The 17,063-nt window shown below is 58.5% G+C and carries 20 protein-coding genes and 1 pseudogene; 12 read left to right on the top strand and 9 right to left on the bottom strand.

Annotated elements, in window-relative coordinates; all coding sequences use genetic code 11:
* Positions 1-21: 21 nt before the first annotated feature.
* From trxA to ACR0IK_RS10405, 3 genes and pseudogenes are all read left to right on the top strand, one after another.
* Positions 22-360, top strand: a pseudogene (trxA, locus tag ACR0IK_RS10415) (thioredoxin); the annotation flags it as partial.
* A 66-nt stretch (positions 361-426) separates the two neighbouring features.
* A complete protein-coding gene (locus ACR0IK_RS10410) occupies positions 427-777 on the top strand; it encodes a Lin0512 family protein (RefSeq protein WP_480641424.1) in 351 nt (116 codons plus the stop codon).
* The gene (locus tag ACR0IK_RS10405; RefSeq protein WP_480641423.1) at positions 774-1,136 is read left to right on the top strand and encodes a Lin0512 family protein; all 363 of its coding nucleotides are present in this window, start codon (positions 774-776) and stop codon (positions 1,134-1,136) included. Before ACR0IK_RS10410 ends, ACR0IK_RS10405 begins: the two co-directional genes overlap by 4 nt.
* Before the next feature lie 57 nt (positions 1,137-1,193).
* Here the strand turns inward: ACR0IK_RS10405 and ACR0IK_RS10400 are convergent, their stop codons facing one another.
* Positions 1,194-1,388, bottom strand: a complete 195-nt coding sequence (locus ACR0IK_RS10400) for a DUF1127 domain-containing protein (protein WP_480592006.1) — start codon at positions 1,386-1,388, stop codon at positions 1,194-1,196.
* A gap of 196 nt (positions 1,389-1,584) precedes the next feature.
* Here ACR0IK_RS10400 and hslV point away from each other — a divergent pair, with 196 nt between their 5' ends.
* Positions 1,585-2,142: an ATP-dependent protease subunit HslV gene (gene hslV / locus ACR0IK_RS10395; RefSeq protein WP_480641422.1), complete on the top strand. Its 558-nt coding sequence runs from the start codon at positions 1,585-1,587 to the stop codon at positions 2,140-2,142.
* Here the strand turns inward: hslV and ACR0IK_RS10390 are convergent.
* Positions 2,134-3,375 carry an MFS transporter gene (locus ACR0IK_RS10390; RefSeq protein WP_480641421.1) on the bottom strand — a complete coding sequence of 414 codons (1,242 nt, stop codon included), beginning with the start codon at positions 3,373-3,375 and terminating at the stop codon, positions 2,134-2,136. The genes hslV and ACR0IK_RS10390 overlap by 9 nt on opposite strands.
* A 190-nt stretch (positions 3,376-3,565) precedes the next feature.
* Between ACR0IK_RS10390 and hslU the strand changes: the two genes are divergently transcribed.
* The 3 genes from hslU (at position 3,566) to ACR0IK_RS10375 (ending at position 7,284) form a co-directional block, all read left to right on the top strand.
* Entirely contained in the window at positions 3,566-4,873 is a 1,308-nt protein-coding gene (gene hslU, locus ACR0IK_RS10385; protein ID WP_480641420.1) for an ATP-dependent protease ATPase subunit HslU, read from the top strand.
* Between the two features lie 96 nt (positions 4,874-4,969).
* Complete coding sequence (locus ACR0IK_RS10380) at positions 4,970-6,070, top strand: alpha/beta hydrolase (protein WP_480641419.1); 1,101 nt, start codon at positions 4,970-4,972, stop codon at positions 6,068-6,070.
* Complete coding sequence (locus ACR0IK_RS10375; RefSeq protein WP_480641418.1) at positions 6,067-7,284, top strand: MFS transporter; 1,218 nt, start codon at positions 6,067-6,069, stop codon at positions 7,282-7,284. The genes ACR0IK_RS10380 and ACR0IK_RS10375 overlap by 4 nt, the downstream gene beginning before the upstream one ends.
* Here ACR0IK_RS10375 and ACR0IK_RS10370 read toward each other — a convergent pair.
* Genes ACR0IK_RS10370 through ACR0IK_RS10360 form a run of 3 tightly spaced genes read right to left on the bottom strand, consistent with a single transcriptional unit; the run spans position 7,281 to position 9,564 of the window.
* Positions 7,281-7,868, bottom strand: coding sequence for a Smr/MutS family protein (locus tag ACR0IK_RS10370; protein ID WP_480641417.1), 588 nt, complete (start codon positions 7,866-7,868; stop codon positions 7,281-7,283). The two genes, ACR0IK_RS10375 and ACR0IK_RS10370, sit on opposite strands and share 4 nt — an antisense overlap.
* Positions 7,868-8,908, bottom strand: a complete 1,041-nt coding sequence (gene mltA, locus ACR0IK_RS10365; RefSeq protein ID WP_480641416.1) for a murein transglycosylase A — start codon at positions 8,906-8,908, stop codon at positions 7,868-7,870. The genes ACR0IK_RS10370 and mltA overlap by 1 nt, the downstream gene beginning before the upstream one ends.
* Positions 8,905-9,564, bottom strand: coding sequence for a Tim44/TimA family putative adaptor protein (locus ACR0IK_RS10360; RefSeq protein WP_480641415.1), 660 nt, complete (start codon positions 9,562-9,564; stop codon positions 8,905-8,907). Before ACR0IK_RS10360 ends, mltA begins: the two co-directional genes overlap by 4 nt.
* 107 nt (positions 9,565-9,671) lie before the next feature.
* Between ACR0IK_RS10360 and ACR0IK_RS10355 the strand changes: the two genes are divergently transcribed.
* Positions 9,672-10,172 (top strand): FxsA family protein, encoded by a 501-nt coding sequence (locus tag ACR0IK_RS10355; RefSeq protein WP_480641414.1) that lies wholly within the window; start codon positions 9,672-9,674, stop codon positions 10,170-10,172.
* A 54-nt stretch (positions 10,173-10,226) separates the two neighbouring features.
* Positions 10,227-10,724, top strand: a complete 498-nt coding sequence (secB, locus tag ACR0IK_RS10350; protein WP_480641413.1) for a protein-export chaperone SecB — start codon at positions 10,227-10,229, stop codon at positions 10,722-10,724.
* A gap of 27 nt (positions 10,725-10,751) precedes the next feature.
* Here secB and dnaQ read toward each other — a convergent pair whose 3' ends face one another.
* The 4 genes from dnaQ to ACR0IK_RS10330 are packed head-to-tail and all read right to left on the bottom strand — an operon-like array spanning position 10,752 to position 13,486.
* On the bottom strand, positions 10,752-11,474 hold the full coding sequence (gene dnaQ / locus ACR0IK_RS10345; protein ID WP_480641412.1) for a DNA polymerase III subunit epsilon: 723 nt from the start codon (positions 11,472-11,474) through the stop codon (positions 10,752-10,754).
* Positions 11,467-12,060 carry a dephospho-CoA kinase gene (coaE, locus tag ACR0IK_RS10340; protein WP_480591980.1) on the bottom strand — a complete coding sequence of 198 codons (594 nt, stop codon included), beginning with the start codon at positions 12,058-12,060 and terminating at the stop codon, positions 11,467-11,469. Before coaE ends, dnaQ begins: the two co-directional genes overlap by 8 nt.
* Positions 12,057-12,890, bottom strand: coding sequence for a shikimate dehydrogenase (locus ACR0IK_RS10335; RefSeq protein WP_480641411.1), 834 nt, complete (start codon positions 12,888-12,890; stop codon positions 12,057-12,059). The genes coaE and ACR0IK_RS10335 overlap by 4 nt, the downstream gene beginning before the upstream one ends.
* The gene (locus tag ACR0IK_RS10330; RefSeq protein WP_480641410.1) at positions 12,887-13,486 is read right to left on the bottom strand and encodes a Maf family protein; all 600 of its coding nucleotides are present in this window, start codon (positions 13,484-13,486) and stop codon (positions 12,887-12,889) included. The genes ACR0IK_RS10335 and ACR0IK_RS10330 overlap by 4 nt, the downstream gene beginning before the upstream one ends.
* A 404-nt stretch (positions 13,487-13,890) precedes the next feature.
* Here ACR0IK_RS10330 and ACR0IK_RS10325 point away from each other — a divergent pair, with 404 nt between their 5' ends.
* The 3 genes from ACR0IK_RS10325 (at position 13,891) to mnmE (ending at position 17,051) form a co-directional block, all read left to right on the top strand.
* The gene (locus ACR0IK_RS10325; protein WP_480591975.1) at positions 13,891-14,340 is read left to right on the top strand and encodes a CopD family protein; all 450 of its coding nucleotides are present in this window, start codon (positions 13,891-13,893) and stop codon (positions 14,338-14,340) included.
* A gap of 122 nt (positions 14,341-14,462) precedes the next feature.
* Positions 14,463-15,734, top strand: a complete 1,272-nt coding sequence (gene rho / locus ACR0IK_RS10320) for a transcription termination factor Rho (protein WP_480591973.1) — start codon at positions 14,463-14,465, stop codon at positions 15,732-15,734.
* Positions 15,735-15,764: 30 nt separating this feature from the next.
* Positions 15,765-17,051 carry a tRNA uridine-5-carboxymethylaminomethyl(34) synthesis GTPase MnmE gene (gene mnmE / locus ACR0IK_RS10315; RefSeq protein WP_480641409.1) on the top strand — a complete coding sequence of 429 codons (1,287 nt, stop codon included), beginning with the start codon at positions 15,765-15,767 and terminating at the stop codon, positions 17,049-17,051.
* The last annotated feature ends 12 nt before the right edge of the window (positions 17,052-17,063 follow it).

Here is a 17,063-nt window from a genome sequence, read left to right as displayed (position 1 = left end):
CGTTCTGTTCCCGAGTTTACCCCATTCAGGAGACAGAAAATGTCGACCGTAGCCGTAACCGACGATACCTTTGACGCCGAAGTCAAGAATTCCGACATCCCCGTTGTTGTCGATTTCTGGGCCGAATGGTGTGGCCCCTGTAAGCAGATCGGCCCCGCTCTGGAAGAGCTGGCCGCTGAATACGGCGGCAAAGTGAAGATCGCCAAGGTGGATGTGGACAGCAACCCGAACGCGGCAGCCGCCATGGGCGTGCGCGGCATCCCGGCGCTGTTCATTTTCAAGGACGGTCAGGTTGTCTCGAACCGCGCAGGTGCCGCCCCGAAGGCTGCGCTGCAAAGCTGGATCGACGAATCCATCTGATCCGTTTCGATGCAGACAGATCAAAGGCGCCCCGCACTGGGCGCCTTTTTTACGCCGGAGGATCAAATGGCAAAAACACGGGTTCTTGTGGAATTCGGCATGGGCACCTCGCTGCGGCGGGAAGACTATACCGAGGCCGCGCTGCGGGCGATCAAAGACGCGTTGTGGCACAATTCGGTCAACATGGCCGAGCTGTTCGACTTCCCGAAAGAAGCGATGGTCATCGACGCCGAGATTGGGGTGCAGAAACCCGATCAGGTGGATCAGGACGCGCTGAAAGCCATCTTTCCCTATGGCCAGCCGAATATCACCGTCACGCTGGGCGGGTTGGATATCGAAAAACCGCATACCGCGGGACACACAGTCATTGCCAATGCGGCCATCGTTGTCTCGTTCGACATGGAGCCCGTGGGATGACCGAAAAACGCATCATACTTGAGATGGGCACCGGCAACGACCTGTATGGGCAGGATTACACCAAGGCGGCACGGCGGGCGGTGCAGGACGCGCTGCATCATTCCTCGATCACCCTGTTTTCCAAGCTGGGTATCGACCATTCCGAAATGCGCGTTATGGTCACGATTGGCGCACAGGAACCTGAGCGTGTGGATTGTGAACTAATAGCCGCTGATCTGCCTCGCGGCCGAGCCGAGGTGCGGGCCGTTAAAGGCGGTCTGGATATAGAAGACGCCGAAGCTGGTACCCGGCATGTCGTGGCTACAGCTGCGATTGAGGCCTTCTTGCCTGACCGTTCGGGTCAATACAAACTGGTGTGACAAAGAAAAAGCCGCTCGAATGAGCGGCTCATCTTTTGCGGTCGTACTGATCGCGGATCAGATATTCTTGATGTCCGCGCGGCACAGGCCGATATCTTCCAGCTGTGCGTCGCTCAGTTCCGACAGAACTTTGCGTGTCTTGCGGGTTTCATTCCACTCGGCAGCTTTTTCGAAAGCTGCGGTGAACGCGTCCACTACATGCAGGATGGTAGCTGCTCCGAGCGGCGCATGGATATTTGCGGTGGTTGCCATTTGCGCATTCCTTAAACTGAAACAGCCGACCCTTCGTCGGTTGTGAGCTTCATTTAGGACCAGTTGCCGAGTCTCACAATTGCTAGTCCGGTAACCCCGATTTGCGATTCTTGCATATCTTTTGAGCAGTTTGAGAACTGTTGCGCTACGGACGGGTCCGGCCCATATAGGATGCCAGCGAAGAACGGAGGCCCTGATGGCAGACAGCGATTTTCCCGGTTGGCATGGCACAACGATCATTGGCGTCAAAAAGGGCGGACAGGTGGTGATTGCCGGCGACGGACAGGTCAGCCTGGGCCAGACCGTGATCAAGGGTACCGCCCGCAAGGTACGTCGCCTGTCGCCGGGCGGGTTCGAAGTCGTCGCCGGGTTTGCCGGATCGACCGCCGATGCGTTCACTCTGCTGGAACGGCTGGAAGCCAAGCTTGAGGCCACGCCCGGCCAACTGGCCCGCGCCTCGGTCGAGCTGGCCAAAGACTGGCGCACCGACAAATACCTGCAAAAGCTCGAGGCGATGCTGATCGTCACCGATGGCAAGGATCTGCTGGTGATCACCGGGGCAGGGGACGTGTTGGAGCCGGAACACAACGTCGCGGCCATCGGGTCGGGCGGCAATTTCGCTCTGGCCGCAGCCCGTGCGATGATGGACGGTGACAAACCGGCCGAACTGGTCGCGCGTGAGGCGATGGCGATCGCCGCAGATATCTGCGTCTATACCAACGGCAATCTGACGGTCGAGACTATTTCAGGCTAAAAGCGCCTTGATCTCTTTCCCTTTCCAGCGGCGATGCATCCCGATCAGGCCAATGATCGCGGCGATGATCACTATGTAGTAGGGCACGCGGATATCGATGCTCATCAACCCGCCGCCGATCAGGGACATGACCCCTCCGGCCAGACAGAAGACCGCCGTTGTCACACCCATAACCCAGCCCTGATCCGTCTCACTGACGCTGGACGAGAACAAGCCCAGCAGGGTTGGGTAAGAAACGCCGAAGAAGAAATAGAAGAAGAAGACCGGCACATAGCTCAGTACGCCGCTGGGGCTGAAGGCGAAGGCAAAGCCGCAGATCACCATGACGATCAGCGAGGTGTAGACGATCTGGTGCTTGCTGAACTTCTCCTGCGCCGGTTTCACCAGGAAGGTACTGGAAAAGGCCAGCGCAAAGCCGATCACCACCATCGCCACGCTGCCGCCAATCACGCCATAGCCAAAGCGGCTGGTCAGGAAATTGTCGACAAACACGTAAAAGGTCACGTTGGCGATCATGAAGAATGAATAGACGGGCAGGATTTTCAGGACCATCGGATGACCGCGCACCGCGATCAGGCTGTCGGTGATGTCGCGGGGGCGGAACACGAAGGCCGTGCGTTCTGTGCGCGTGTCTTTGAAGAATGTCAGAACAAGGAAGATGGCAATCAGCACCAGAATAAATGCACCGTAGAAAGGGGTTTTCAGCGTGGCAATACTACCCAACAGAGCCGAGTCCGACAAAACAGCGCCAATGATCGGGCCGCCAACAAGGCCAAAACTGACACCGGTCACGATATAGCCCATGTTTCGGTCTCGATCGGCAGCATCGGTGCTGCCATCAATCATCGCCGCCTGCGCGATGGGCTGGTTTCCGGCCGTGAACCCGGTGATCGACCGCCCAAGGATCAACAGAAGCAAACTGTCCATATAGAGCGAAGCGATGGTGATGGCATAACCCGCCAGCGCTCCACACAAGCAGACCAAAAGCGCGTTCTTGCGCCCGATGGAATCCGAAACCTTAGAGACATAGACCACTCCCAGAAACCACGACAGAAAGAAACACCCAATCACCAGCCCGTAATAGAAATGGCGTCGGCCATCCGGCGTGTTGTCAGGCAGGAAACCGGATTTCGTCTCCATGATCAGCGAGTTGATGATCGGAAAGACAAGCCCCTGTCCGATCAGGTCGACAAACACCACAAACAGCAAGGTGATCTTGGCAATTTTCGTCATGTCCGCGCTCCTGACGTTCAACGCCTTGAAAACAATGTAACAGAACGCCCGCGTTTCACCTATGGAAAGCATTTGCAAACCGGGTAGGGCATTGCTAACCAACGCTGCCAATGAAAAAGGCTTGGTTGTTTTCGCCTCAGCGGTGATTACCTAAGCCCAAGTTTTGCTATGCCGACCGAAAGGATGCGCTTTGACCGACCTCACCCCGCGCGAGATTGTCTCGGAACTGGACCGTTTCATTATCGGTCAGAAGGATGCCAAGCGTGCCGTGGCCGTGGCCCTGCGCAATCGCTGGCGGCGCAAGCAGCTGGACGACGACATCCGAGATGAGGTTTATCCCAAGAACATCCTGATGATCGGCCCCACTGGTGTAGGTAAAACCGAGATCAGCCGCCGTCTGGCCAAACTGGCCCGCGCGCCGTTTATAAAGGTCGAGGCCACCAAATTCACCGAGGTCGGATATGTTGGCCGTGACGTGGAACAGATCGTCCGTGATCTGGCCGATGCCGCCATCATCCAGACCCGAGAATACATGCGCGAGGACGTGAAGGCCAAGGCCTATCAGGCGGCAGAAGACCGCGTGATCGCGGCCATCGCCGGTGAAGACGCCCGCGAGGGCACCCGCGAGATGTTCCGCAAAAAACTGAAAGCCGGTGAGCTGGACGACACGGTGATTGAGCTGGAGCTGTCCGACACCTCAAACCCTATGCCGATGTTTGACGTGCCCGGCCAGCCCGGCAGCCAGATGGGCATGATGAATCTGGGCGATATCTTTGGCAAAGCCTTTGGTGGGCGTACCGTCAAGAAGCGCATGACCGTCGCCGAAAGCTATGACGCCCTGATCGGGGAAGAGGCCGACAAGCTGCTGGATGACGAAACCGTCAACCGTGTGGCGTTGGAGTCGGTCGAACAGAACGGCATCGTGTTTCTGGACGAGATCGACAAGGTCTGCGCCCGGTCCGACGCGCGCGGCGGCGATGTCAGCCGCGAGGGCGTTCAGCGCGATCTGTTGCCTCTGATCGAGGGCACCACCGTATCCACCAAACACGGGCCGGTGAAAACCGACCATATCCTGTTCATTGCATCTGGGGCGTTCCACATCGCCAAACCCTCGGACCTGCTGCCGGAACTACAGGGTCGGCTGCCAATCCGCGTGGAACTGCGCGCGCTGACCGAAGAGGACTTCGTGCGCATCCTGACTGAGACCGACAACGCCCTGACCCTCCAGTACACCGCTTTGATGCGTACCGAAGAAGTCATCGTCAGCTTTACCGAAGACGGCATCGCGGCACTGGCCCGCATCGCCGCGAATGTGAACCAGACCATCGAGAACATCGGCGCGCGGCGGCTTTACACGGTGATGGAGCGGGTGTTCGAGGAGCTGTCCTTTACCGCCCCCGATCAGGCTGGCGCCGAGATCACAGTGAACGCGCAGTTCGTGGACGACAATCTGGGTGAGCTGACCAAGTCCACCGACCTCAGCCGTTACGTTCTGTAACACGGCCAGCTGGTTTTTGCCGTTCCCCTTGCCCCATGTCGCTGGACGTGGGATCAGAAATCGATAGCTTAGCGCAAAATGCTCTGAGGGTTTTCCGTGCTGCGCTATTTTATTGTTCTGATTGCCTCCGTGTCTTTGACCGCCTGCGTCGACCGGACGATTACGGAGACCGTGCCCTCGGCCCTGACCGTTGGCACGCCTCAAACCGTGTTTGCCAGCACAACGCGCGCCCGCGAGCCGGACGGGTCTTACGGCTTCCGTCGCGGTGAAACTTTACAGTTTCTGGAAACCAAGGTTTCGATCCCGCCAAACCACACGCCTGGAACGCTTAAGTTTTCCTACGCGAATCCGAACCCGCAGAAAGAATTCGTTCTGGCCGACATAACAGAATTGGACGGTCCTCAGGGTTTACGAGAGCACCTGCGTGGCCAGGACGACGTCACGATCTTTGTGCACGGCTATAACTCGACCCAGACGGAAACCATCTTCCGTGCGGCGCAGCTGACTCATGACATCGGTTTGCCCGGTTCAATCCTAGTCTATTCCTGGCCCAGCCGCGCGACAGGGTACGGTTATGCCTACGATCTGGACAGTATGCTGTTCGCCCGCGACGGGTTAGAGCAGACCATCCGCGAACTGAAATCCATGGGCGTCAAGCGTGTCGTTCTGGTGGCGCATTCGATGGGCAGCGCACTGTCGATGGAAATGATGCGGCAAACCGAAATGCAGGAACCCGGCTGGGCCAACAGGAACCTCGAAGGGGTCATTTTGATCTCGCCTGACCTGGACGTGGACCTGTTCCGCTCGCAGATGGAGCGGATCGACACGCCGCCCGACCCCTTTATTGTTATGGTGTCGCAGAAAGACAAAATCCTGAACATCTCGGCCCGCCTGCGTGGAACTGCGGAAGGGGAAAGGTTGGGCAATATCAGCTCAATCGGCGAACTGGCCGAGTTTCCGATCAACGTGATCGACACCACGGCCTTCAACAGTGATGCACAATCTTCACATTTCGTGGCAGCGACCTCTCCCGCACTGTTAGCGATCCTCAGCTCGGTCCGACGGGTCAGCAATACCTTCGGACCCGATGAGCGACCCGGAATCGACGTTCTGGTACCGCGCAACCAACGCAACCCCGATGGTGCGACCGAGATCGTCCTGACGGAAACCGGCGAGGCCGAGGTGACCACTCCGTGACGTTCAGCCTGCGTCGGTATCTGATCGAAAATGCGAACTGGCTGAGCGCGGGTGTCCTTCTGACCTTTTTGTCCAGCTTTGGGCAGACCTTCTTCATCTCGATCTTCTCGGGGCAGATCCGTGCTGAATTCGGCCTGAGCCATGGTTCATGGGGGGCGATCTATTCGCTAGGCACCACCGTGTCGGCCATCGTTATGATCTGGGCAGGGGGGCTGACCGACATCTTCCGCGTCCGGATCTTAGGGCCGGTGGTTTTGGCCGGTTTGGCGCTTGCGGCGTTGGCGATGGCGACAAACAGCGCATTGTTGCTGCTGCCGATCGTGATCTTTCTGCTGCGCCTTTTCGGTCAGGGGATGAGCATTCATCTGGCGCAGGTCGCCATGGCGCGTTGGTTCACCGCGACCCGGGGCAAGGCGCTGTCCATCGCCTCATTGGGTTACGCGATCGGGGAATCCCTGCTGCCACTGATCTTTGTGGCCGCGATGGCTTTTCTGGACTGGCGCTGGTTGTGGGTGATTGCCGCGGGGGTGGCGATCCTGAGCATCCCGGTTCTGATTGGTTTGCTGCGGCAGGAACGCACCCCGCAGAGCCTCTCCGGCGATCAGACCGCCACCGGAATGCAGGATCGGCACTGGACCCGGCGCGCGGCGCTGCTCCATCCGCTGTTCTGGTTCATGGCACCCGCGATCCTGGGGCCATCGGCCTTCATCACGGCCTTCTTCTTTCATCAGGTCCATCTGGCCGCGGTCAAGGACTGGCCGCATATCCAACTGGTCGCTTTGTTCCCGGTATTCACCGGCGTTTCGATCCTGTCGATGTTTGCGGCGGGCTGGGCGCTGGATAAATGGGGCACCGCACGGATCATGCCGTTTTACCAGCTGCCCATGGCTGTCGGCTTTGCCATCCTCTCGGCAGTCGACACAATCAGCGGTGCACTGATCGGGCTAATCTTTCTGGCCCTGACCGTCGGCGCGAACAACACCTTGCCCAGCGCCTTTTGGGCCGAGTTCTACGGCACACGGCACATAGGCGCGATCAAGGCGCTGGCAACGGCGGTTATGGTGTTGGGATCAGCCATCGGCCCGGCGCTGACCGGGGTGCTGATCGACCGGGGCGTATCGCTGGGCGCTCAGTTCCTGTGGATTGCCGTTTTCTTTGTTCTGGTCTGCGCGTTGGCCTGGACCGGTATCCGCCGGGCCCGGGCCGAGTTCTAGCGAGTGCGCCGCAGATAGACGTAATAGGCCCCGTCGCCACCATGGCTGATATGCGCGGGCGTCACCTGCAGTACTGATTGCGCCAGAGGCGGGATCGACAGCCAGTGCGGCACCTGATTGCGCAACACACCGCGCGGGGTGGGAATAGGCCCGGGTTCATCCCGATCCTTGCCCTTGCCGGTCACCACCAGAACCAGCCGCTTGCCCTGCGCCTGCGATGTCAGGACAAACCGGATCAGCGCCGGATGCGCGGTGTCAACCCGCATCCCGTGCAGGTCCAGCTTTCCTTCGGGCTTGAGCTTGCCGCGTTTCATCCGCCCATAGGCCTTGATGTCCATCTGCACCGGGCTGGCCCGCAGGTTGTCAGTGACCGAGGGTTTCAACGCATTCCGCACCGGCTTTACCTGCGCATTCTGGCCGACCTCAAACCCCTCCAGCCGGAATTTCGGCGCTTTGGTCGGTTTGGGCTTGGGCAGAGAGGTCGGATGCACCGATTGCGGCAGCTCGGGGTGCAGGCGTTCGGCCTGTTTGGTGACCTTGCGCCACAGCTCGATCTCTTCAGAGGTCAATTTGCGGCGGGGCATCAGAACTCATCCGGGATCAGGGCATAGGCACGCTGGATCGGCAGCAGCAGGACCATCCGACCCGGATCCTTCAAACGTCCGGCGGCCTGTCCGGCCTCATCCCCGGTGCCATAGAAGATATCCGCCCGCTGCGCCCCCTTGATGGCCGCACCTGTGTCTTGCGCGATCATCAGTCGGCGCATGGGCTCTTTCCCGTCCTTTTCCACCCAGACCGGAGACCCCAGCGGCGTATAGGCCGGATCGGCGGCGATGCTGCGCATGGTGGTGACGGATCGGTTCATCGCACCCAGCGGCCCAAATTCAGGCGCAACACGGGTCACCTCGCGAAAAAACACGTAAGAGGGGTTGTGAAAAAGCAATTCCGCCCCGGCCTCGGGGTTTTTGCGCACCCAGGCCTTGATCATCTGGGCACTGACCTGATGTGCCCCCAATGCGCCCTGCCGGATCAGTTCAACTCCGACGGAACGATAGGGGTGCCCGTTGGCACCGCCATACCCCACCCGCAAGGCCCCGCCGTCGGCCAAGCGAATACGGCCCGAGCCCTGAATCTGCAAAAAGAAGAGCTCGACCGGGTCATCGACCCAGGCAATCTCAAGCCCCCGGCCGGTCATTGCATCGCCGGTCAGGATTTCCCGGCGGCTGAGCCAAGGTCCTTCGGCCCGCGCCTCAGGCGGCATCTTATAGACCGGGTATTTAAATCGATCTGTCCGACTGCGGGACCCGTCCAATTCGGGTTCAAAATACCCGGTGAACAGCGCATCATTGCCGTCTTCGACCAAAACCGGGCGGAAGAACAGCTCAAAGAACGACCGCGCGGCGTCGGCCTCATAGGTCTTCGCCACGCCACACAACGCGCGCCAGTCCGGGTCATCCAGATCGCCACATGTGTTCAGAAAAACAGAAAGGGCCGCCCCGTGGTCATCAGCGGCCCAGCCTTCAAGATCGTCAAACGACAGGATCGAGCGCATCGCCTCGGCTCCGGCGGCGCTTGCGGTGGTCATCACGCCCACCAGTAAGAGCGACCGGAGTGCAGCAATCATGCGTCCGTGGCGACAAGCAGCCAGTTCGGATCGTCCGAGCCCATGACACGGGCAAAGGTCCAGCTGTCCTTTTGGCGTTTGACGGTGTTCGGGTTGCCTTCAATGATATCACCGCCGCGATCCCGCACGACCGAGGTCAGTTCACCTACGAATTTCATGGTGATCTCGGCCTGATTGGTATCCTTGTCGAACCTCGCATCAGCCAGCGTGGTTTCACGGACGCCAATGAATTCGGCTTCGATGGTCAGCCCCTGATCTTCGCGGGCTGCAACGACGGAAACGAAGGTGTCAAACACCTCTTCGGACAGGAAAGGCTGGATTTCGTCCAGGTTTCCTTTTTCGAACCCCATAACGATCATTTCATAAGCGCCGCGCGCGCCCTGCACAAATTCACTGACCGAGAAGCTGGGCTCAATCCGCTTCATCGCAGTCAGGGTTTGTGCCTGCTCGCTGTCTTCGGCAACATGGTCAGTGATGTCGTGATCCGGGCCACCTTCGATCACCTCGAACCCGCGACGGGCGTTCTGTGTATCGGGCTGCTGCTGAACGGGAGGTTTTTCAAAACCTTCACGCGTGCCCAGCACGCTTTTCAGACGCAGGATCAGGAAAACGGCAATTCCGGCCAGGACCAGCAACTGGATCATCGGTTCGTTCATTTCATCCTCTTTTCAGACCGCGACTTTGTATACACGGCCTCATGCCACTATGTAGGTGACAGTTCGTGGCAAGTCCACTGCCCGACCTCTGGTAAAGGATAACGCAAATGTATCTGTTCTTGGCATTTTTATTGGTCCCGATCATCGAGATCGCCCTGTTCATTCAGGTTGGCGGTCTGATCGGCCTGTGGCCAACGCTTGCGATCGTGGTTCTGACGGCCGTTCTGGGCACCGCCTTGGTCAGGACACAAGGTCGCATGGCACTGGCCAATCTGCAGCGATCCTTTGCCGAACTGGACGACCCGACCGAACCTTTGGCCCATGGTGCAATGATCCTGCTGTCGGGCGTTTTGCTGCTGACGCCAGGGTTTTTCACCGATGCGGTCGGGTTTGCGCTGCTGATCCCCAGCGTTCGGGTGGCCGTTTTCCGCTATCTCAAGTCGAAAGTGCAAATCACCCAGTTCCAGATGGGCACCGGTGCACAGTTTCGGTCCGGTCCACAGCCATTTGATCAGGATGACGTGATCGATGGCGAATTTACCGAGGTCCGGCCACGTCAGGACCCATCTAAGCCGTCCAAATGGGTCGAAGGGCCGCACCAGCATTGAGGTGCCGCGCCCAACTTGCTAAGCAGTGGCGAAATTCATTTTCGGAGTAGATCCATGGCTGACGAAAGCCCTGCAGAAAACAACGCGGCACAGGCCGCCCCGCAAATCCAGATGCGCGTTCTGGGACAATTCATTCGCGATATGTCCTTTGAGAACGTGATGGCGCAAAAAGGCGTGTCCGGTGACGTTCAGCCCGAGATCGCGGTTCAGGTGAACCTGGACGCGAAAAAGCGTTCGGTCGAGCATCAGTACGAAGTGGCAATCAAGCTGAACCTCAAGTCGAAAGCCAAGGGCATGGAGGACGTTCTGTTCCTGTGCGAGATCGACTATTGCGGCCTGTTCCACATCGAAGGTGTGGCCGATGATCAGCTGCATCCCTTCCTGATGATCGAATGCCCGCGGATGCTGTTCCCGTTCCTGCGCCGCATCGTAAGCGACATCACCCGCGACGGTGGCTATCCGCCGGTGAACCTGGACACTATCGATTTCGTCACGCTGTATCGCAATGAATTGATGCGCCGCCAGGCCGAAGCTCAGAAAACCGAAGCCTGATTGGCCTGACCCGCGCCGGGATGTGTCTCAGGCGCGGGTCCACAGGGCGTTTCCGCCCAGCTTCTCCACAAATGCCTCGTGCGCCACACGTTCTTCGTCGGTTATTTTTGACGCCAAAGGGGTCGGGCGCGCCATTGGACGCCAGTCGTCCTGTCCACCTGCGCCCGAAGACGCCGAGGTAGAAAGACCGAAATCCGGCTGCCGTCCCCCGATCAGTTCAAGATAGACCTCGGCTAGAATCTCCGAGTCGAGCAATGCTCCGTGCAGCACGCGGTTTGTATTGTCGATGTTGAACCGCCGGCACAATGCATCCAGCGAGGCCGGCGAGCCCGGAAAGCGTTTGCGCGCAATAGCCAGCGTATCCAGCGCCTGATCCATCGGAATCTGCGGCAACCCCATCCATCTGAGTTCCGCGTTCAGGAATTTCATATCGAAGGATGCGTTGTGGATCACCAGCTTGGAATCCTGGATAAAATCAAGAAAACCCTGACCCACCCTGGCAAAGACCGGCTTGTCCTTCAGCGTGACCTCACCCTTTTCTGGCGGGCGTGGGCTTTCCAGCAGGTCCGGCCCGATCCCATGTACGCCAAAGGCCTCTTCAGGCATCGACCGTTCGGGGTTGATGTAGACGTGATAGGTCTCGCCCGTGGCCACGTGGTTCCACAACTCGACCGCACCGATCTCGACAATCCGGTCGCCGCTTTCGGGGTCGAACCCTGTGGTTTCGGTATCAAGTACAATCTCACGCATCTGCCAGCCCCGCCCGTATCTGCCTGATTACATCCTGCACCTGCGCGCGGGCGTGGTCCAGCGTATCCGTCACGATCACAAAATCCGACCGCGCGCATTTTTCCTCATTCGGCATCTGCTTGGCGCGGATCTGCTCGAACTGCGCCTCGGTCATGGTGCCACGCTCCATCACCCGGCGCTTTTGCTCGTCGGCCGGAATCGAGACACAGGCAACCGCATTCATCGCCACATCTCCGCCTGTTTCGAACAGCAGCGGAATGTCGAACACCAGAATATCGGCCTTGGTCTGTTCCCGGAAAGCAGCGCGATCAGCGGCCACCAACGGATGCACGATGGCTTCGATCTGTTTCAGCGCAGACGAGTCCCGCGCGATGATCTGTTTCAGCGCCTCTCGGCTGACCGCTTCCTCGACAATGGCACCGGGAAAGGCCGCCCGCATGGGCTCAACAGCGGCTCCGCCCCTTGTATAGAGTCTATGTACGGCCGCATCTGCATCCCACAGCGCGCAGCCTTCGGCGACGAACATCTGCGCCGTCGTGCTTTTGCCCATTCCGATCGAGCCCGTCAGGCCAAGCGCGAAACTCATCCCAAAACCGCCGCGCGCAGGTCATCTGTCACCTCGGGGCGGGTACCGAACCAGCGTTCGAACCCGGGAACCGCCTGATGCAGCAGCATGCCCAACCCGTCCACAGTGGTACAGCCGGCCTCTTCTGCCACTTGCAGCAGATGGGTTTTCAGCGGGGCGTAGACCAGATCGGTCACAACGGCACCGGGTTGCAGTCCATCCAGCGGCACCCGCAACTCGGGCTGCCCCTGCATACCCAATGAGGTCGTGTTGACCACCAGCTCCGCATTTTCGATGACATTCCCAGCCTGCAGCCAATCGACCACGGTAACGCGGTCGCCGAATTCCTTCTGCAACTGGTCTGCTCGGGCGCGGGTGCGATTGGTCAGCAAGATCTGAGGCACGCCCGCGTCCAGCAGGCTCTGTATCACCGCCCGCGCCGCGCCGCCTGCGCCAAACACCACGGCCGGGCCATCCGAGGGCGTCCAATCCGGCGCGCCGCTGCGCAGGTTCTCCAGGAACCCGTAGCCGTCGGTGTTGTCCGCGTGGATCGTGCCGTCCTCGTGAAACACCAGCGTATTCGCCGCACCGATGACCGAGGCCCGCTCGGATACGTGATCGGCAACGCGCAGCGCGGCCTCTTTATGGGGGACCGTCACATTGGTGCCGACGAACCCGGCCTTGGGCAGGGACCGCAGAACGGTTTCAAAATCTTCGGGGGCTACGTCCATCGGGACGTAATGCCCATCCAGTCCGTATTTCTTTAGCCAGTGGCCATGCAGTTTCGGCGATTTGGAATGCGCAATCGGGTGCCCGATCACGCCGGCCAACGGAATACGGTTATGCGTCATTGATCGATCACCCCTTTGGCGGCCAGAAAATTGAGCAGTTCCAACAGGGGCATACCCAAGACATTAAAATAGTCGCCGTCAATGGTGGCGAACAGGCGGACGCCTTCCTCTTCCAGCTTATAAGCGCCGACCGCGTGGCGAATGCTGTCCCAGTTGCGTTCTATATAGTCGCGCAGATAAGCGTCCGAGCTCATCCGCATCCGCAGGCGTACTTGGCCGACGTGGCGCCAGATCGGCTCGCCATCCTGATAGATCACCGCAGCCGACAACAGCATGTGCCGCTTGCCCCGCATTGCCTTGAGCTGTGCCAGCGCATCCTCGGGCGTTTCGGGTTTCGACAGCAACTGCCCGTCGAAATCCAGCACCTGATCACAGCCCAGAACCATCTCCCCGGTGGTCTTGTCACTAACCCTGCGCGCCTTCATCTCAGCCAGAGCGTCGGCGATATCGCGGGGCGGGGCACCTTCGGCCAGCAGTGCGCGTTTCATGGACTCTTCGTCCACGCGCGCGACCTGAACAGAAAACGGCACGCCTGCGTTTTCCAGCAACTGCGCGCGAATGGATGACCCCGAGGCCAGGATGATGGGGACAGACATGTGGACAACCCCGTGTGCAAATCGTAGAGCGTTCTTGAACGGTTTGTATGGTTTTCCGATTGACACGCAACCCCGGGAATTTCGCGCAAAACTTCCCTGAGTCGCTCGAACGCAGTCCATCCGGGACAAGGATAAGTCGAACAGGGGGGATAAGCGGAAACTCCACAGATACCCCGCGATTTATCCCCAGACAGATTGCAGAAAATACATGGTATATGACTGTAATTAAACGATTATTGTTGTAACTCACAGAATCACTCCCCTGTACCGGATAATTTTCCACCTGGGGAAAACACATGTTTAAAAAAGTAATCCAAGGATTTTGTTCACCCTACAAAACCATCATCCTTTTTCTTTTCTTATTTTTTTAATAGGGAGAGTTCCGAGCAACGCCCGGAGCCAGAATGACCGATCTTCTTTTCACGATTTACCCGTGGGTGAAGTCTTTACACATCATGGCCGTGATCTCGTGGATGGCAGGCCTGTTCTATCTGCCAAGACTGTTCGTCTATCACGTAGAAAAGGCACAGGCAGTCGATGGGGCTGAAACCATTTTCTTTGAAATGGAAGACAAGCTGCTGCGCGTGATCATGCGTCCTGCAATGTACGTGGCGTGGATCTGCGGGCTGATCATGGTCTTGACACCGGGCATTGTCGGCTGGGACTGGTCCTGGCCCTGGGTCAAAGGCGCGGCGGTGATTGGGATGACCTGGTTCCATCATTGGCTGATGGCGCGGCGCAAGGACTTCGTGGAGGGCCGAAACAAGCTCACTGGGCGGCAGTACCGCATGATGAACGAGGTTCCGACCATTCTGATGGTTGCCATCGTTCTGGCGGTCATTCTGAAGTTCTGAGGGCCTGTTTGACTCCGACGGCTGCCGCGCTTATGTAGGGATCAACTCGCCCGTCCGGGCGGCGTATCTTCCGTACTGAAATTCCACTTCGTGCCGCGCTGTCAGCGGTGAAGGTATATATCATGACAACTGATGCCCTGAATCTGGCCGACCTGAAGGCCAAAAGCCCCAAAGACCTTCTGGCGATGGCCGAAGAGCTGGAAATCGAAAACGCCTCGACAATGCGAAAAGGCGAGATGATGTTCCAGATCCTGCGCGAACGCGCGGATGAAGGCTGGACCGTCGGCGGCGACGGTGTCCTTGAGGTCCTGCAGGACGGGTTCGGCTTCCTGCGCTCGCCCGAGGCGAACTACCTGCCGGGTCCGGATGACATCTATGTCTCACCCGACATGATCCGCCAGCACTCGCTGCGAACCGGCGATACGGTCGAAGGCGATATCAAAGCACCGGATGAGAACGAGCGGTACTTTGCACTGATCAAGGTCACCAAGATCAACTTTGAAGAACCTGAAAAAGCCAAGCACAAGATCCTGTTCGACAACTTGACGCCTTTGTATCCGGACGAACGTCTGAAGATGGAGATCGAAGATCCCACTATCAAGGACAAGTCGGCCCGGGTGATCGATCTGGTCTCGCCTATCGGTAAAGGACAGCGGTCTCTGATCGTGGCGCCGCCGCGGACCGGTAAGACGGTGATCCTGCAGAACATCGCGCATTCGATCGAACAGAACCATCCGGAGTGCTACCTGATCGTCCTTCTGATCGACGAACGCCCGGAAGAGGTGACCGACATGCAGCGTTCGGTAAAGGGTGAAGTTGTATCTTCGACCTTCGACGAGCCGGCAACGCGTCACGTGGCCGTGTCTGAGATGGTGATCGAAAAAGCCAAGCGTTTGGTCGAACATAAACGAGATGTTGTTATTCTTCTCGATTCGATCACAAGACTTGGTAGGGCCTTTAACACAGTGGTACCGTCCTCGGGTAAAGTTCTGACCGGTGGTGTGGATGCAAACGCCCTGCAACGGCCCAAGCGGTTCTTTGGTGCGGCGCGGAACATCGAAGAGGGCGGTTCGCTGACCATCATCGCCACCGCGCTAATCGATACCGGCAGCCGTATGGATGAGGTTATCTTTGAAGAATTCAAAGGCACCGGTAACTCGGAAATCGTTCTGGATCGCAAGATCGCAGACAAGCGCGTGTTCCCGGCGATCGACATCCTCAAGTCCGGTACCCGGAAGGAGGACCTGCTGGTCGACAAGGGCGATCTGGCCAAGACCTTCGTTCTGCGTCGTATCCTCAACCCGATGGGAACCACAGATGCAATCGAGTTCCTGTTGTCGAAGTTGAAGCAAACGAAGACGAATGGTGAGTTCTTCGATTCGATGAACACCTGACACAGGTCTTAACTGACGCGAGGCCTTCGAATGGATACGATATTCGCCTTGGCCAGCGCACAAGGCAAAGCAGGGGTGGCGGTCATCCGCCTCTCAGGCCCTTTGGCGCATTCCGCTGCGGCTGGCCTGACCGGCGGCCCGCTGCCACTCCGTGGTATGCGGGTTCGGTCCTTGCATGCGGCTGATGGCTCGCGTTTGGACGATGGGTTGGTCCTGACCTTTCAGGGGCCGACCAGTTTCACCGGTGAAGATGTGGCCGAGCTGCAAATTCACGGCAGCACCGCCTCGGTTAATGCCGTGATGCGGTGCCTGTCGGATACGGACGGGTTGCGATTGGCAGAACCCGGTGAGTTCACGCGCCGGGCGCTGGAAAACGGCAAGATGGACCTAACCCAGGTCGAAGGGCTTGCCGACCTGATTGACGCTGAAACCGAGGCGCAACGGAAACAAGCGCAGACCATTCTGGCCGGGGAGCTGGGCGGATTGGCTGAACGCTGGCGTCGTGATTTGATCCGGGCGGCTTCGTTGTTGGAAGCCGTCATTGATTTTGCCGACGAAGAGGTGCCGACGGATGTCACACCCGAAGTGCGTATGTTGGTGACCGGTGTCATGCAGGACCTGCAGCGTGAAGCGGAGGGCGTGAAAATTGCCGAACGCATCCGGACCGGTTTTGAGGTTGCGATTGTTGGCCTGCCAAACGCGGGCAAGTCGACCTTGCTGAATACCCTGGCCGGGCGCGAGGCCGCAATCACCTCGGAATATGCTGGTACAACTCGTGATGTCATTGAGGTTCGCATGGATTTGGCCGGCCTGCCGGTGACACTGCTGGATACGGCCGGGCTGCGCGAAACCGAGGATCATGTCGAAAACCTTGGGATCGAGTTGGCCCGCAAACGCGCAGACGCCGCTGATTTGCGGGTGTTTTTGACCGAAGACCCCTCAGAGCTTGGCGTTCAAATGCTGGACGGCGATATTCAGATGTTGCCGAAATCTGACCTTCGGAAAGATCATAATGGCGGAATCTCCGGAAAAACGGGGCAGGGGATTGATCGGCTAATTTCCCATATATCGTGCGTTCTTGGTAATCGGTCTACCAAACATGGTATTGCAACCCGTGAACGGCACCGCGTTGCGCTGATTGATGCCCGGTCAGCATTGGCTGCGGCGATGGCGGTTCTGGAATCAGGCCCGGACTTGTATGATATCGCTGCTGAAGAACTGCGCACGGCGATCCGTGCCTTGGAAACACTGGTTGGCAGGATCGGGGTTGAAGACCTTCTTGACGAGATATTCTCCAGTTTCTGCCTGGGTAAGTAGGGAGTGTTTCAC

It is taken from the genome of Ruegeria sp. BF7 (genome assembly GCF_056538605.1).
This window is presented reverse-complemented; position numbering and strand designations above follow the sequence as displayed.

What these genes read in the sequence shown, in the direction of transcription:
- ACR0IK_RS10390 (WP_480641421.1), bottom strand. Translation starts at nt 3,375, where the DNA reads ATGACGAAAATTGCCAAGATCACCTTGCTGTTTGTGGTGTTTGTCGAC.
- mltA (WP_480641416.1), bottom strand. Translation starts at nt 8,908, where the DNA reads ATGATTGCTGCACTCCGGTCGCTCTTACTGGTGGGCGTGATGACCACC.
- ACR0IK_RS10370 (WP_480641417.1), bottom strand. Translation starts at nt 7,868, where the DNA reads ATGCCCCGCCGCAAATTGACCTCTGAAGAGATCGAGCTGTGGCGCAAG.
- rho (WP_480591973.1), top strand. Translation starts at nt 14,463, where the DNA reads ATGACAACTGATGCCCTGAATCTGGCCGACCTGAAGGCCAAAAGCCCC.
- ACR0IK_RS10400 (WP_480592006.1), bottom strand. Translation starts at nt 1,388, where the DNA reads ATGGCAACCACCGCAAATATCCATGCGCCGCTCGGAGCAGCTACCATC.
- hslV (WP_480641422.1), top strand. Translation starts at nt 1,585, where the DNA reads ATGGCAGACAGCGATTTTCCCGGTTGGCATGGCACAACGATCATTGGC.
- ACR0IK_RS10335 (WP_480641411.1), bottom strand. Translation starts at nt 12,890, where the DNA reads ATGACGCATAACCGTATTCCGTTGGCCGGCGTGATCGGGCACCCGATT.
- ACR0IK_RS10325 (WP_480591975.1), top strand. Translation starts at nt 13,891, where the DNA reads ATGACCGATCTTCTTTTCACGATTTACCCGTGGGTGAAGTCTTTACAC.
- coaE (WP_480591980.1), bottom strand. Translation starts at nt 12,060, where the DNA reads ATGAGTTTCGCGCTTGGCCTGACGGGCTCGATCGGAATGGGCAAAAGC.
- ACR0IK_RS10330 (WP_480641410.1), bottom strand. Translation starts at nt 13,486, where the DNA reads ATGTCTGTCCCCATCATCCTGGCCTCGGGGTCATCCATTCGCGCGCAG.
- mnmE (WP_480641409.1), top strand. Translation starts at nt 15,765, where the DNA reads ATGGATACGATATTCGCCTTGGCCAGCGCACAAGGCAAAGCAGGGGTG.
- ACR0IK_RS10360 (WP_480641415.1), bottom strand. Translation starts at nt 9,564, where the DNA reads ATGAACGAACCGATGATCCAGTTGCTGGTCCTGGCCGGAATTGCCGTT.
- dnaQ (WP_480641412.1), bottom strand. Translation starts at nt 11,474, where the DNA reads ATGCGTGAGATTGTACTTGATACCGAAACCACAGGGTTCGACCCCGAA.
- secB (WP_480641413.1), top strand. Translation starts at nt 10,227, where the DNA reads ATGGCTGACGAAAGCCCTGCAGAAAACAACGCGGCACAGGCCGCCCCG.
- ACR0IK_RS10410 (WP_480641424.1), top strand. Translation starts at nt 427, where the DNA reads ATGGCAAAAACACGGGTTCTTGTGGAATTCGGCATGGGCACCTCGCTG.
- ACR0IK_RS10405 (WP_480641423.1), top strand. Translation starts at nt 774, where the DNA reads ATGACCGAAAAACGCATCATACTTGAGATGGGCACCGGCAACGACCTG.
- ACR0IK_RS10355 (WP_480641414.1), top strand. Translation starts at nt 9,672, where the DNA reads ATGTATCTGTTCTTGGCATTTTTATTGGTCCCGATCATCGAGATCGCC.